We start from the raw sequence: 14,183 nt of genomic DNA, 5'->3' as shown, positions 1-14,183 counted from the left end.
TTTTTACACTTTCTTTCAATGGCAATATCAAGATGAATTTTTGTTGTTGAGTATTCTTTTTGCTTCCAAGAGTTCTTTGTTTTTTTTCAAAAGATTTATTTTATCTTTTTCGTCGCTTGCTTGTTCAATTAATTTGTTATTTAATTTAATTTTTTCATCGATTTGAAAAATTTTATAACCACGTACAACATTTTCAGCGTATAAGAGTGTATCTTTTTCAATTTTACCATTAAATGAAAGTTCATCCCATTTTTTACTTATTTGTTCATCTTCAAAAAGAAGTTTAATAACGAAATCTTTCAGATTATCGTCTTCAATTTTTTCTATAAGAACAGAAGGTGAAATTTTATTTTCATTTAAGTTTTCCACTACAATTGAAGCAAGCTTTCGGTACTCATGGCTTTCAAAATCGTTGTAATCCACATTTTCTAAAATAAATCGCACTATCTCTTCATTGCCGCTGTAGATTAATCTTATCATTTCTTTTTCATAAGGATTGCTTTTTGAGATAATTTTAAAACTAATATTATTTCCAGAAACACCTCTTTCTGAAGGAATTTGTTTAACTGTTGATGGCTTTTGCTTTTGCATCTGGAGTATTTGATTCAATTCAGTCTCAATTAACTTTTCTCTCAGGTTAAACTTCTTAGCAATTGATTTAATAAATAAATTACGTTTCAGTTCATCATTAATAAAAGAAAGAGTTTTAACGAGTTCTCGTATTGCTTTAGTTTGTTCGGATGGTTCTTCAAACATTCCAGCTAATTCATACTGTAGAGCTTGGTATTCTAAAAAATTTTTTGCTGATGAAATCATTTCTTCAAATTTACCTTTGCCGGCATTTTGGACAAACGAATCCGGGTCTTCACCAGAAGGTAAGCTTACGACCTTCACATCGAAATCATATTTCAATAGTATTTCGATGCTGCGCAGCGATGCTTTTTGTCCCGCTGTATCAGCATCAAACAAAACAATAATATTTTTTGTAAAGCGAGAGAGGAGTTGAACTTGTTCTTCAGTTAGTGAGGTACCAGAAGAAGCGACAACATTTTTAATTCCATTTTGATAGAGTGAAATTAAATCAAAATATCCTTCAACTAAAATTGCTTTGTCGAGCTTTCGAATTTCTTCTTTTGAATGATAAAGTCCATAAAGTGAACGCCGTTTAATATAAACTTGTGATTCGGGTGAGTTAAGATATTTTGCAGCGTTTTCTTTGCTTTCTAATATCCTTCCGCCAAAAGCAATAACTCTTCCATTAGGAGAAAAAATTGGGAAAATAATTCTGTCTCTGAACTTATCGTAATATTCACCTCTTTCGTTAGTATCGATTAAGCCAAGCAGTTTTGCTTTTTGTAAGTTAATTTTATTTGATTTAGCAAATTGTAAAAAGTTATCCCATCCGTTTGGTGCATACCCTAATCCAAAAATTTTTTGTGTCTGTGGCTTAATATTTCGTTTTTTTAAATATTCTCTGGCTATTTCTCCTTCATTACTTTTTAATAAAAAGTCGGAGAAAAACTTGGCAGCTGACAGATTTATTTCATAAAGCTCTTCTACTTCGTATTCTTGTTCAGCTAATGGTGCTTTTTCGTATTTAACTGAAATGCCAAGCTGTTCGGCTATTTCCTGCACTGCCTCAATAAATGATATGTTTTTAAATTCCATTAAGAAATTAAAAACGTTACCACTGGCTCCACATCCAAAGCACTTATAAATTTGCTTTTCGCTGCTTACTGTAAACGACGGCGTCTTTTCTGAATGAAATGGACAAAGTCCAACAAAATTTTTACCTCTTTTTTTTAGTTGTACATAAGCTGAAATTATATCTACAATATCTGCTGCTGTTCTTATTTCGTCAATTTTAGATTCTAAAATACGCATCGAGTCAACTCCAATTAAAAAGGGGTTTTAAAGATAACAAATGAAATCTGAAATATTAATTACCAACGGCTTACCACAAAATTAGTAACAAAGTTATATATTTGTAATTAAGTTTAAGAATCATAATGGGCATTGAGTTTTTGACTAAAAAAAGCATCTTACTAATACTTCCTGCTCAAGATTTTAATGAACAGGAATATTTAATTATTTCATCACAGCTTCAAAGAGCAAATATAAAGATTTTTATCGCTTCTGATGCCAACACGGTTTGTAAAGGTGCTTCGAGCCTGAAAGTCAAAAACGATGTATCTTTATATAATATTCACGAATCAAATTTTGGGGGTATAATTTTTATAGGCGGCAACGGTGTAAAAAGGTATTGGACTAATAAATCTCTTCACAACGTAGCTCGAAAATTTTTTGCAGCGAAAAAAATTATAGGTGCAATTTGTAGTGCGCCTATAATTTTAGCCAAAGCAGGTTTAATAAAACAAAAAGCTACTTGCTTTGTTGAAGATAAAAATGAACTTGAAAAAGAAGGCATTGAATATATCGATACACCTGTTTACATAGATACCAATAAAATCGTAACCGCTCAAAGTCCCACTAACGCCGCTGAGTTTGTTTCTACTTTTATTCATTTATTAAATAATTAAGCTTATGACGTTTGTTTTTTATTTTTATTTGTGAAAGTTTTATCTTCAAAACATGGTACTAGAAACAATTAAAAAATATTGCAACAGCCTTACAAAATATTCCAGATACAAAACAAGAGAGGTATTTATAGGCGATGTCCCCTTAGGTGGAAATAACCCCATAAGAATTCAATCGATGACCACCACTAATACGATGGACACTAAAGCTACAGTTGAGCAGTCAATTCGTATGATTAAAGCAGGTTGTGATTATATTAGAATTACAGCACCAAGCCTAAATGAAGCTAAAAATCTTGAAAATATTAAAAAAGAACTAAGATTACGCGGTTATAAAACGCCAATAATTGCCGATATACATTTTACACCAAACGCTGCTGAAATAGCTGCAAGAATTGTAGAAAAAGTTAGAATTAATCCCGGTAATTACGCCGATAAAAAGAAATTTCAAATTATTGAATATACTGACAAAGAATACAACACTGAACTGGAAAGAATTAGAGAAAAATTTGTTCCTTTAATAAAAATCTGTAAAGAGTACGGTACGGCAATGCGTATTGGTACAAATCATGGTTCATTATCTGATAGAATTATGAGCCGATATGGCGATACCCCATTGGGAATGGTTGAATCTGCACTTGAGTTTGCTCGTATTTGTGAAGATTATAATTACTATAATATTGTTTTTTCAATGAAGTCGAGCAATCCACAGGTAATGGTTCAAGCGTATAGATTGTTAGTCCAAAAAATGGAAGAAGAAGGGATGAATTATCCTATTCATCTAGGTGTAACTGAAGCAGGCGATGGCGAAGATGGAAGAATAAAATCATCTGTCGGTATTGGTACTTTATTAGAAGATGGCATCGGGGACACAATTAGAGTTTCACTTACTGAAGAACCTGAACATGAACCTCCAGTGGCAATACTCCTTTCTAACCGTTACACGGAAAGAACTCCCCATAAAGAAATACCCCATATTGATGAATCACCTAAAGACCCATTTAATTACGAAAAATTTTCTACGTTTGAAGTTGCAGGCATAGGAGGAGCCACAGTTCCAAAAGTGGTTGCCGACTTTTCTTCAACTGGAATTAAAAGTTACGATGGATTAAAATCAGTAGGACTGAATTATAACCAGCAAACAGATAAATGGAGCATAAATGAAATCTCAGCTGATTTACTTTATTTAGGCAAACATCCACTGCCTTTCGACCCGCCTAACAGCATAAAGGTTATTTATGATTTTGACTACTGGGACTCGCTAAAAAATAAATCTGCTGGTTTCCCTTACTTCCAGTCAGTGGAAAATTTTAACAACTCAACCAATCATTCTTTTGTGTTAAACTTTGTAGAAATTAAAATTGAAGATGTATTTTCACAGTCAATTCGAAAAATTAAAAATAATCCCACTGTTGTATTTGTGGTTACTACTTCTAACAAACACGGTATGGCCGAACAAAGAAGAATATTTTTTGAAAATTATAAAAATCAAATTAGAAATCCTGTAATAATAAAAAGAGAATATCGAGATGTAAATAACGAGGAACTATTATTATATGCTTCTACAGATTTTGGAGCACTTTTAATCGACGGCTTTGGAGATGGCCTTTGGCTAACTATGCCAAATAACGAAAAAGCAAATATGCATGAATTCATTAACAGAACATTATTTGGTATTTTACAGGCTACTAGGACAAGGATTTCAAAAACTGAATATATTGCATGCCCTTCTTGCGGACGTACACTTTTCGATTTAGTTGAAATAACAAATAAAATTAGGCGGCGAACAGAACATCTTAAAGGAGTTAAAATAGCCATTATGGGCTGTATTGTTAATGGTCCAGGCGAAATGGCTGATGCAGACTATGGATATGTTGGCTCAGGACCTAATAGAATTACCTTGTATCGAGGTAAAGAAATAGTTAAAAGAAATGTTCCCTCAGAAGATGCAGTTGATGAATTAATTAACCTTATAAAAGAAGATAACAGATGGTCGGAGCCATTATAATAATCTGCTAAAATTTATGCTCTTGTAGATAACTTGCCAAAAGTATATATTTGTACACTAAAATATGAGATTAAAAACACTTTCAGAGGAAGAGAAGAGAAATTCTCAAGCAGTCAAAAGTTTGAACGAATAAATGCACTCCCAAGATTTTAAGGAGTGCATTTTTTTTATATATGACCACAGGAGATTTGGCAAAATACCTCGAAAAATGGGCACCGCCTGGTGCAGCATGGGATAAAGATAATGTAGGCCTTCAAGTAGGCTCTAAAAATGCAAAGTTAAAAAACATAATGCTTTGCTTAGAGCTCAATAACGAGGTTCTGCAAGAAGCCATAAACAAAAAATGTAACTTTATTTTTACTCATCATCCTTTAATATTCCTTCCATTAAAAAAAATCAATATTCAAGACGACCCAACATCTAAACTAATTGAATCAATCATAATAAATAATATAACTGTTTACTCTGCCCATACAAACTTAGATTTCACTAAGGATGGGGTTTCATTTGCATTAGCTAAAAAACTAAAGCTTAAGAATATCGACTTTTTGGAAAATCAAGAAGCCAACCAATTTAAAGTCGCAGTTTTTGTCCCATTAGATAAAGCAGAAGAAGTAGCTTATGCTGCATTTAATGCTGGTGCGGGTACTATTGGGGAATATGATAATTGCAGTTTTAGGTCTAAAGGCATAGGCACATTTAAAGGCTCCGCAAAATCTAATCCAACAATCGGCAAAAAAAACACTTACGAAAAAGTTGACGAACTTAAATTAGAATTTATTGTCGATTCTTGGAATTTGAATGCGGTAATTTCTGCTGTGTTAAACGCTCATCCTTATGAAGAGCCGGCTTACGACGTATATTTACTTAAAAATAAGAATGTCAACTACGGAATGGGAGCAATTGGACAATTAGAAAAGGAGTTAACTGTAGATGAGTTTTTAGATTACGTGGCAATTAATCTCAAGCTGAAATCATTTCGATATTGCAGCAATAAAAACAAAAAAATAAAAAAAGTAGCTGTTTGTGGAGGCAGCGGTTCGGATTTATTAGCTGCTGCAATAAACGCTCAGGCGGACTCTTTTATAACAGCGGACATTAAATATCACGTTTTTCAGAAAGCTGAAGGCAAAATTCTTTTAATAGATGCCGGTCACTATGAAACCGAAATTTTTTCCTTAGATGCAGTAAAAAAGAAAATTGAAAGCTTCTTAGGAAATAATAAATCCATAAGTGTATTTAAATTTAGCGGCACTACTAATCCAATAAAATATTATTAATATTAAGGAGTAATATAAATTGCAAGAGCGACTTATCACACTTTATGAATTACAGCTGATTGACGATCAGCTTGATGAACTCGAAGAACTTCGGGGTGATTTACCAATTGCAGTAAACGAACTAAACAATCAAATACAAGCAATTAAAGGACAAATTGAAGAAAAAGAAAAAGAGAAGAAAAAATCACTTGATAAAAGAAAAAACAATGACAATGAAGTCGAACGCCTAAAGGCCAATTTAAAAAAGTTCAAATCACAACTCTATCAAGTTAGAAACAACAAAGAATACGACGCCTTAACTAAAGAAATTGATCATTCAGAAGAAGAAATAGCAAAACTTAATGCTGAAAGTGATGAATTAGAAAACTTAATTCAAAAATTAAAAAAAGAGATTGAGGATCTTACTCCTCAGCTTGACAGTTTGATGGTTGAATTAAAAGAAAAAGAAACAGAGTTAAAACAAATAATAAAGGCAAACGAAAGAGAAGAAATAAAACTAAAAGATAAGAGAGAGAAAACTGCCTTAAGGGTAAAAAAAGCTGATTACAATATTTATATGAGAATTAGAAAAGCATTAGGTGGAAAAGCAGTAGTAGCTGTTATTCGCTCAGCTTGCGAAGGATGCCATAATGTTGTTCCACCGCAAAGGCAACTCGAGATTAAACAGAACAAAAGAATGTATTCTTGTGAATCTTGCGGTAGAATTTTAGTCTCTGCTGAAATAGCTGAAGAAGCCAAAAAAAAACTCCAATTGTAGCTGTAAATTTTTAACTATATTCTAAGAAAGTTCATTTTAATTAATGTAGACGGTTTTATTGCATAATATTCTCAATCAATACCTTGTTGCTTTCTTCGAGATCTAGCATTGCATTGATTAAATAAGCATATTTAAATTTTCTTAGGTCACTAAGTGGAATCTCTTCTTCCTTAATTAACCCTTCTTCTAACAATTTTGCTCTTTTTGTTCCTTTTAGCAGCGGAGAGGCCGGGGTTAAATAAACCTTGCCATCACTCAAAACAACATTAGCAAATGATGCGTCAGTTATTAAATTATTTTTTACAATTAAAATTTCATCGCAGCGTTTAGAATACAAAAGCTTATTAATTTCTTCTCTGTTTTCATATTTGTGGTCATAACAAATTAAATTGTTAGTAACAATTTCTAAGCTGGTAATTTTTTTCTTCAAATAAGGAATAAATTCTACTGAGAGAATTTTATTGGAATATACTACTCTGCATTTATAAAGTTCATTGGAAATAATTTGAGGAACAACAATCTCTTTTGATAAATCAATTTCATCTTCAGCGCCAAACAATTGCCTGCGCGAATTATTCATTCTGTAGTTATGGTACTTTATATTCCATAACTTTCTTCTATATACTTTAATACTTTCAATTAGTCGGCACATAAACTTTATTAACTAATTCTTGATATTCTAAGTGTGGAACACTCATGTAAGTGATTCCGCCGCCGCTTCTGTAAATTAGTTCATCGTCAACATTTTCAATGAACCGAATCATTACAGCACTATCAAGGTTTTTACCATCACAAACACCGAAAATACCCGTATAATAACCTCTTGGCTGCAATTCAACGCTACGAATTATCTCGACTGTTTTTTTCTTGGGAGCACCGCTTACTGAACCGGCTGGAAGCAAATTAAATATAATATCACCTATTTTCTCGCTGTAATTAGTTTCCAACTCGCCAACTATTTTTGAACTTACCTGAAGCAATGTCTTTTCATTCGTAGTCAATCTATCTATGTATCTAAATTTTTCTACTCTAACATTTTTCGATATCATACTTAAATCATTTCGGATAAGGTCTACTACTGTGTTATGCTCGGCAATTTCTTTTTCATCATTTAATATTTTCTCTTCTGCATTTGGAATTGATGCATCAATCGTACCTTTCATTGGATAGGATGAAATTACACCATTATTAATTTTTACAAATGTTTCTGGGGAAAAAACAACAAATTCATTTTTGTACAAAAGCTTATATTTAGCACGACTTTTAAGGTATATGTCCGATAAAGTTAAATTAGTCTCAATTTTAGTTGGAAATGTAAGATTAATTAAGTAAGTGTTACCGGCATAAATTTCGTCATAAACTCTTTTAAATGCCTTTTTATAAGTAGAGAAAGAAATGGGAAATTTTTTTAGGGTAATATCTTCTTTTGTTTTTTCAGCATTTATTGCTAATTCATTTATTTCGTAATAAATGTTTAACGATGCAGCTTCGTTTAGTTTTACTATAACTGGTTTTTCCATTTCAAAATCAATAATAAAAAGAAATGGTACACATTCTCTTCCATATTCGTTCATTAATTTAATAGCTGTGCCGATTGAATTTTTCATAACAGAAGTAATTGTAAGTTTGTTTAACAAAAAATATACTTTAAAAAATTCTCCCTCAACAACTCTAATTTTAGACAGGTAATTTTTTATAATTCAATGTTCACTTAGTTTACTCGTGGCACGGCAAATACACATTATTGCTTTAACAATAATCAAAGATTTTTAGGGTTAATCCAATTTTTATTATTTTCATTATGGCTATTCAAGAACATTGTTTGAAATAATTCTTATGCTGCACATCGATTTTAACAATAAACTGCCTCAAAAATTTTATTTAAGGCATTCTACTGAAGTCGCACCAGATTTGTTAGGTAAATTTTTAGTACGACGAATTGGCAAAATCTTTCTTGTGGGGAAAATTGTTGAAGTAGAAGCGTATGATGGTTCGATTGATCAAGCAGCGCATACATTTATTGGTAAAACAAAAAGAAACGAAGTTATGTTCTTACCAGGTGGCTTATTATATGTCTACTTTACTTATGGCATGCACTATTGCTGCAACATAGTTACCGGCGAAAAGGATAGGGGTCAAGCTGTTTTAATTAGAGCAATAGAACCAATACTTGGCATAGATACAATGATTAAAAACAGATTTGGTAAAAGAGAGCTTTCATTGAAAGATGGGTTCGAAAATTTAACAAATGGACCGGCTAAAGTTTGCAGCGCTCTTAAAATTACAAAAAAAGATAATGGGACTAACTTAATGGGCAATGATATTTTTCTGCTTAACAATAATAAAACGCCAGTAAATAAAATTGTTATTACAACAAGAATAGGTATTAAAAAATCAGTAGATTTACCATGGCGCTTCTACATTAAAGATAACTTGTTCGTATCCAAAAAATGACAAAATATAATAATATCCTCATTGTTAGAACCGACCGCATTGGAGATGTGGTTCTTACCTTACCATTGGTCACTTTAATTAAAAAGCATTACCCAAACTCCAAAATAACCTTCTTATTGAGAGAGTATACTAAAAGTCTCACTCAAAACAACCCTTTTATAGATAAAACTATAACTCTAAAAAATGAAGACAAAAAGTATTTATTTGGATTTTTGGGAAAAGTTATAGCAAACGTTAAACAATTAAAAAACAAATACGATGTTTGCATAGTTGCTTCACCTTCATTTTTAATTGCATTAGTAATTTTCCTATCGAAAATAAAGGTTCGCATCGGTACAGCATACAGGTGGTATTCCTTTTTTTTCAATAAAAAAATTTATGAACACAGGAAATATGGGCAGCGGCATGAATTAGAATTTAATGTTCGAATGCTGAAAAGTATTGGAATTGATGAAAACATTAACGAAAACAATGTTTCTTTTAATCTACATGTCACCAAAAAAAGTGAACAATTTGTAGAAAATCTATTAAACGAAATACCGGTCAAACAGAACGAAAAAATGATTATTTGTCATCCTGGAAGCGGTGGCAGTGCTGTCGACCTCCCAATAGGTAAATTCAAAGAACTAATTGAACTATTGGTACACAACATGATAGTCGATATCATCTTAATAACAGGAAGCAAGAACGAAGAATCACTCTGTAATCAGCTTGTTATAAACCAAAAAACAAAAAATTTGGCTGGTCAAACAAATCTTGAAGAAATGATTGCTCTAATAAATAAAGCAGAACTTGTTATATCCAATTCAACAGGACCAATTCATTTAGCTGCTGCGCTTGGGAAAAAAGTAGTGGGCTTCTATCCAAATATTATTTCATGCTCGCCTAAAAGATGGGGACCATACACAACTAAAAAATTAATTTTCACACCAGAAATTAATTGTAAAAAATGTACACTGGCTCAATGTAAAAAATTAAATTGTATGGAGAGCATAAATATTGAAAAAGTTTTTCTTTCTATCAGTAACTTTTTAAAGAATTAATTACATCACTTACAAATGGAATTTTACATGTTTAAAAGACGCACAGCAATAAATAACTATAAAGTATTTGTAATGTTCTTATTACTCACCAACACTCAGCATAATTTAAGTGCACAAAAAATGACCTTCAGAAAAATTGAGAACAAGGCTTTTAGCGTTGGAGAAAAGTTAACTTTTGATGTTAAGTACGGCTTTGTAACTGCTGGTGTAGCTGAAATGTCTATTCCAAAAATTTCTAAACTTGCTGGGAGAGATGTTTACAACATCACATTCCAAGTAAACACTGTTTCTGCTTTTGACCCATTTTATAAAGTACGTGACCGATACGCTACTTACCTTGACACAGAAGGAATATTCCCCTGGAGGTTCGAGCAACATATTAGGGAAGGCGGGTATTCAAGAGATTTCTCGGCATTTTTCGACCAAAGAAGAGGTATCGCTAAAACCTCAGAAGGTTCTTATGAAATACCACAATATGTAAATGACATACTTTCTGCTTTTTATCTTGCCCGCACTTTCGACTATTCTGAAATGAAATCGGGTGACAAATTTAACTTACAAAATTTTTATAAGGATAAAGTTTATCCGCTTGATGTCGTTTTTAGAGGCCGTGAAAGAGTTTCAGTTGCAGCAGGTGAATTTGATTGCATAATTGTTGAGCCTTTAGTTGTTGCCGGCGGATTATTTAAAAGTGAGGGCAGTATTTTAATTTGGTTGACTGATGACCAGTTAAAAATTCCAGTTAAAGTAAAAACTAAAATTATCATTGGTTCTATTGATGCAGAACTTACAAATTACGAGGGATTGTCAGCTAAATTGACTTCAAAAGTAAAATAAATCCTATAAATTCAATCTAAATTTTCCAATAAAAAATTTACCTCCAAAGCTGACAAGCTGTAATAAATTATCTCAGTTGCCTATAAACATTAAATAATAAATAATAAATAATAAATAATAAATAATAAATTATAGACTCCGACACGGCGGGAGATTTCAAATCAACTTTTTAAGCTCATAATTAAAAACTCAACTGCACAAGTTTATTTGTTAAACCTTACTTAAATCGTTATCTTTGCGCCTAAAAAATTTTCATTGGAGTATTAAATAAAAATGAAATTTAAAAGAAGAACACATACCTGCGGAGAATTAAGAGAAAAAAATATAGGTGAAGAAGTAGTGTTGAACGGATGGGTCAACACGAGACGAGACTTAGGGGGTGTAATATTTATTGATTTAAGAGATAGATATGGTATAACTCAGATAGTTTTTGAACCTTCGTATAATTCAGAAGCACATGAGTTAGCCAAAAAACTAAGAAGTGAATATGTAATTTCTGTCGAAGGCAAAGTTAGAAAAAGACCAGAGGGGACTGAAAATCCACAAATTCCTACAGGATTTATTGATGTTAAAGTGGACAAGCTAATAATTCTTAACCAATCTGAAACCCCACCATTTCCAATTGAAGACAATGTTGACGTAAGTGAAGACATTCGACTTAAATACCGCTATATTGATTTAAGAAGACCAAAAATGCAAAGCAATATATTGCTTCGGCATAAAATGTATCAATTAACCAGAAAGTATTTCGACCAAAATAATTTCGTTGAGATTGAAACCCCGGTACTAATGAAAAGTACACCAGAAGGGGCAAGAGATTTTATAGTCCCCAGCAGATTACACAAAGGTAAATTTTATGCCCTGCCTCAATCACCGCAGCAGTATAAGCAATTGTTAATGGTCTCCGGTTTTGACCGATATTTTCAAATAGTAAAATGCTTCAGAGATGAAGACCTAAGAGCTGACAGGCAACCTGAATTTACTCAAATTGATGTGGAAATGTCTTTTGTTGATGTGGATGAGGTCTTTGAAATTGTAGAAGGTTTAATGCAATTGTTCTTTAAAGAAATCATGAATTATCAATTGCAACTTCCCATCCCACGCCTAACCTTTGATGAAGCAATGGAAAAATATGGCAGCGATAAACCAGATCTTCGTTTCGACTTAGAAATGGTAACTTTAAATGACGCATTAAATAACACAGAATTTAGAGTCTTCAAAGATGCGCTGCAAAACAATGGAATCTTAACTGGGTTGTTAGCAAAAGGATGCGGAGATTATACTCGAAACCAATTAGATGTTCTAACTGACTATGTTAAAAAACTTGGGGCAGGTGGGCTAATTTGGATGCGAGTAAAAGATAACGACCTTGATGCTCCTATTGCTAAATTCCTTACAGAAAAAGAGAAATCCAATATTATAACTAAAATGAAAGCATCTAACGGCGATTTAATTTTTATTTTGTCCGGACCAAAATTAAGAACGCTTTCAATTATGGGGCAATTACGAATCGAAATGGCAAGACGACTAAATTTGATTCAACCAAATGCTAAACCTTCACTTTTGTGGGTAACAGATTTTCCATTATTCGAATGGGATGACCAAACTAACAGATACTATGCTATGCACCATCCCTTCACCTCACCAAAGTTAGAAGATATAAATGAGATGGATAAGAACCCTTCCAAAGTTAAAGCAAGGGCTTACGACTTAGTACTAAATGGCAATGAAATAGCAGGAGGCAGTATAAGAATACACAGTGCTGAACTTCAAGCGAAAATGTTCAAAGTACTAGGTATATCGAATGAAGAAGCTCAAGAAAAATTTGGCTTTTTAATGAATGCATTTAAGTATGGTGCACCTCCTCATGGTGGTATTGCTTTTGGCTTCGATAGATTAGTCATGCTTTTTGCTGGTGAATCTTCAATAAGAGACGTAATTGCTTTCCCTAAAACATCCAGCGGAATGTCGTTGATGGATGAATCCCCCTCTTACGTGAGCGAGGAACAATTAACCGAACTGCATATTCGCGTGAGGTAGACATTTGTAACAAAAATTACATTCTGTCATCTCTGAAGAAACATTCGGTCAAAACATTTTTAGAAATATTCCATAGGCAATGTTAAAATAAAGCAGTCACTATAATTATTACTGCCTAATAACTAATTTAGTTCAAAAATTAGTTATAGCTTGTTGATTCGATAGATAAACTTTTTTCAATAAAAAATTTGACAGATCTGCTAAAACTCTTAATATTCACCTTGCCTTTGGAAATTATAATCCTTAAAATCGCTTGTTAAAAAATGGGAAAAAATGAAAAAAAGTGTGTTTACATTGATGTTTTTTCAGGTTAGTTTAATGTTATTACAGAACGCATCAATAAAGGGACAAAACACTTACGAATTTCTTCGATTAGATTATAGCCCGCGTGCAGCAGCTCTTGCCGGAAGTTTCGTAGCTGCCAATGATGACCCAAATACAATTTTATATAATCCTGCAGGTGTGAATTTTCTTAAAGGTTCCCCGATCTCATTTTCTTTTCTTAAATATTTAATGGATATTAATTCTGCTAGTTTAATTTACTCTAAAGAGTTTGAAGGCATTGGCAGATTTGCTGCTGCCATTCAATATATAAATTATGGCAATTTTACCGAAGCAACTTATGATGGCGTTAAAACTGGAGAATTTTCTGCCAACGATATTGCTTTTACTATTGGATATGGTAACGAACTCGGAGAAAATTTTTATTATGGTATAAATGCTAAATTTATTTATTCCTCAATTGCTAAACAGTACTCGTCTGCTTATGCATTTGATTTAGGTTTGCACTACTCTATTCCACAATCAAACTGGAACATTGGATTCGCAATTCTTAATCTTGGAAGCCAAATTACACCTTATTTTAATACAAAGGAAGAACTGCCCCTTGATATTAGATTAGGTTTTACAAAACAACTCGAAAAACTTCCATTTAAATTTTATTGGTCATTTAATCGACTAAATGAAAAACAAAATGAATTCTTCGATAGGTTTCAAAATATTACAATTGGTGGAGAATTTATTTTTAAAAGCGGTTTTAATCTAAGATTTGGATATGATAATCAAAAGAGAAAGGACTTTAAGATTGGCACTACTGCCGGCTTAGCTGGGTTTAATTTGGGATTTGGATTCTTGGTTAGTAATTACAAAATTGACTATGCCTTTTCTTCATTGGGGTCTGCTGGTTCCCTTCATCGAATTGGTATATCCACAGAATTATAACTTTTC

The 14,183-nt window shown here is 32.4% G+C and carries 12 protein-coding genes; 9 read left to right on the top strand and 3 right to left on the bottom strand.

Going from position 1 to position 14,183, the window contains the following annotated elements; all coding sequences use genetic code 11:
• Nucleotides 1-27: 27 nt before the first annotated feature.
• The gene (gene dnaG / locus ABRY23_03840; GenBank protein ID MFA3782175.1) at nucleotides 28-1,884 is read right to left on the bottom strand and encodes a DNA primase; all 1,857 of its coding nucleotides are present in this window, start codon (nucleotides 1,882-1,884) and stop codon (nucleotides 28-30) included.
• A 125-nt stretch (nucleotides 1,885-2,009) separates the two neighbouring features.
• On the opposite strand from dnaG, the gene ABRY23_03835 reads away from it, so the two are divergent.
• The 4 genes from ABRY23_03835 to ABRY23_03820 all read left to right on the top strand — a co-directional run bounded on the left by ABRY23_03835 (nucleotide 2,010) and on the right by ABRY23_03820 (nucleotide 6,582).
• Nucleotides 2,010-2,540, top strand: coding sequence for a DJ-1/PfpI family protein (locus tag ABRY23_03835; GenBank protein MFA3782174.1), 531 nt, complete (start codon nucleotides 2,010-2,012; stop codon nucleotides 2,538-2,540).
• Between the two features lie 52 nt (nucleotides 2,541-2,592).
• On the top strand, nucleotides 2,593-4,545 hold the full coding sequence (ispG, locus tag ABRY23_03830; protein MFA3782173.1) for a (E)-4-hydroxy-3-methylbut-2-enyl-diphosphate synthase: 1,953 nt from the start codon (nucleotides 2,593-2,595) through the stop codon (nucleotides 4,543-4,545).
• A gap of 188 nt (nucleotides 4,546-4,733) precedes the next feature.
• Nucleotides 4,734-5,825: a Nif3-like dinuclear metal center hexameric protein gene (locus tag ABRY23_03825; protein ID MFA3782172.1), complete on the top strand. Its 1,092-nt coding sequence runs from the start codon at nucleotides 4,734-4,736 to the stop codon at nucleotides 5,823-5,825.
• A gap of 19 nt (nucleotides 5,826-5,844) precedes the next feature.
• Nucleotides 5,845-6,582, top strand: coding sequence for a zinc ribbon domain-containing protein (locus ABRY23_03820; protein ID MFA3782171.1), 738 nt, complete (start codon nucleotides 5,845-5,847; stop codon nucleotides 6,580-6,582).
• Between the two features lie 55 nt (nucleotides 6,583-6,637).
• Here ABRY23_03820 and ABRY23_03815 read toward each other — a convergent pair whose 3' ends face one another.
• Together ABRY23_03815 and ABRY23_03810 are read right to left on the bottom strand one after the other, a co-directional pair.
• Nucleotides 6,638-7,234, bottom strand: a complete 597-nt coding sequence (locus ABRY23_03815) for an aminotransferase class IV (protein MFA3782170.1) — start codon at nucleotides 7,232-7,234, stop codon at nucleotides 6,638-6,640.
• The gene (locus ABRY23_03810; protein MFA3782169.1) at nucleotides 7,218-8,219 is read right to left on the bottom strand and encodes an aminodeoxychorismate synthase component I; all 1,002 of its coding nucleotides are present in this window, start codon (nucleotides 8,217-8,219) and stop codon (nucleotides 7,218-7,220) included. The genes ABRY23_03815 and ABRY23_03810 overlap by 17 nt, the downstream gene beginning before the upstream one ends.
• Before the next feature lie 199 nt (nucleotides 8,220-8,418).
• Between ABRY23_03810 and ABRY23_03805 the strand changes: the two genes are divergently transcribed.
• The 5 genes from ABRY23_03805 (at nucleotide 8,419) to porQ (ending at nucleotide 14,177) form a co-directional block, all read left to right on the top strand.
• On the top strand, nucleotides 8,419-9,036 hold the full coding sequence (locus tag ABRY23_03805) for a DNA-3-methyladenine glycosylase (GenBank protein MFA3782168.1): 618 nt from the start codon (nucleotides 8,419-8,421) through the stop codon (nucleotides 9,034-9,036).
• A complete protein-coding gene (locus ABRY23_03800) occupies nucleotides 9,033-10,079 on the top strand; it encodes a glycosyltransferase family 9 protein (protein MFA3782167.1) in 1,047 nt (348 codons plus the stop codon). Before ABRY23_03805 ends, ABRY23_03800 begins: the two co-directional genes overlap by 4 nt.
• A 27-nt stretch (nucleotides 10,080-10,106) precedes the next feature.
• A complete protein-coding gene (locus ABRY23_03795; GenBank protein MFA3782166.1) occupies nucleotides 10,107-10,916 on the top strand; it encodes a DUF3108 domain-containing protein in 810 nt (269 codons plus the stop codon).
• Nucleotides 10,917-11,189: 273 nt separating this feature from the next.
• Nucleotides 11,190-12,956 (top strand): aspartate--tRNA ligase, encoded by a 1,767-nt coding sequence (aspS, locus tag ABRY23_03790; protein ID MFA3782165.1) that lies wholly within the window; start codon nucleotides 11,190-11,192, stop codon nucleotides 12,954-12,956.
• Between the two features lie 273 nt (nucleotides 12,957-13,229).
• Entirely contained in the window at nucleotides 13,230-14,177 is a 948-nt protein-coding gene (gene porQ, locus ABRY23_03785; GenBank protein MFA3782164.1) for a type IX secretion system protein PorQ, read from the top strand.
• Nucleotides 14,178-14,183: the final 6 nt, after the last annotated feature.

The organism is Melioribacteraceae bacterium 4301-Me, from assembly GCA_041538185.1.
Taxonomy (GTDB): Bacteria; Bacteroidota; Ignavibacteria; order Ignavibacteriales; family Melioribacteraceae; genus Pyranulibacter; species Pyranulibacter aquaticus.
This window is presented reverse-complemented; position numbering and strand designations above follow the sequence as displayed.

Excerpts from the sequence above, each read along its gene's own strand:
- ABRY23_03800 (MFA3782167.1), top strand. The coding sequence starts at position 9,033 with ATGACAAAATATAATAATATCCTCATTGTTAGAACCGACCGCATTGGA.
- aspS (MFA3782165.1), top strand. The coding sequence starts at position 11,190 with ATGAAATTTAAAAGAAGAACACATACCTGCGGAGAATTAAGAGAAAAA.
- porQ (MFA3782164.1), top strand. The coding sequence starts at position 13,230 with ATGAAAAAAAGTGTGTTTACATTGATGTTTTTTCAGGTTAGTTTAATG.
- ABRY23_03835 (MFA3782174.1), top strand. The coding sequence starts at position 2,010 with ATGGGCATTGAGTTTTTGACTAAAAAAAGCATCTTACTAATACTTCCT.
- dnaG (MFA3782175.1), bottom strand. The coding sequence starts at position 1,884 with ATGCGTATTTTAGAATCTAAAATTGACGAAATAAGAACAGCAGCAGAT.
- ispG (MFA3782173.1), top strand. The coding sequence starts at position 2,593 with ATGGTACTAGAAACAATTAAAAAATATTGCAACAGCCTTACAAAATAT.
- ABRY23_03805 (MFA3782168.1), top strand. The coding sequence starts at position 8,419 with ATGCTGCACATCGATTTTAACAATAAACTGCCTCAAAAATTTTATTTA.
- ABRY23_03795 (MFA3782166.1), top strand. The coding sequence starts at position 10,107 with ATGTTTAAAAGACGCACAGCAATAAATAACTATAAAGTATTTGTAATG.
- ABRY23_03815 (MFA3782170.1), bottom strand. The coding sequence starts at position 7,234 with ATGTGCCGACTAATTGAAAGTATTAAAGTATATAGAAGAAAGTTATGG.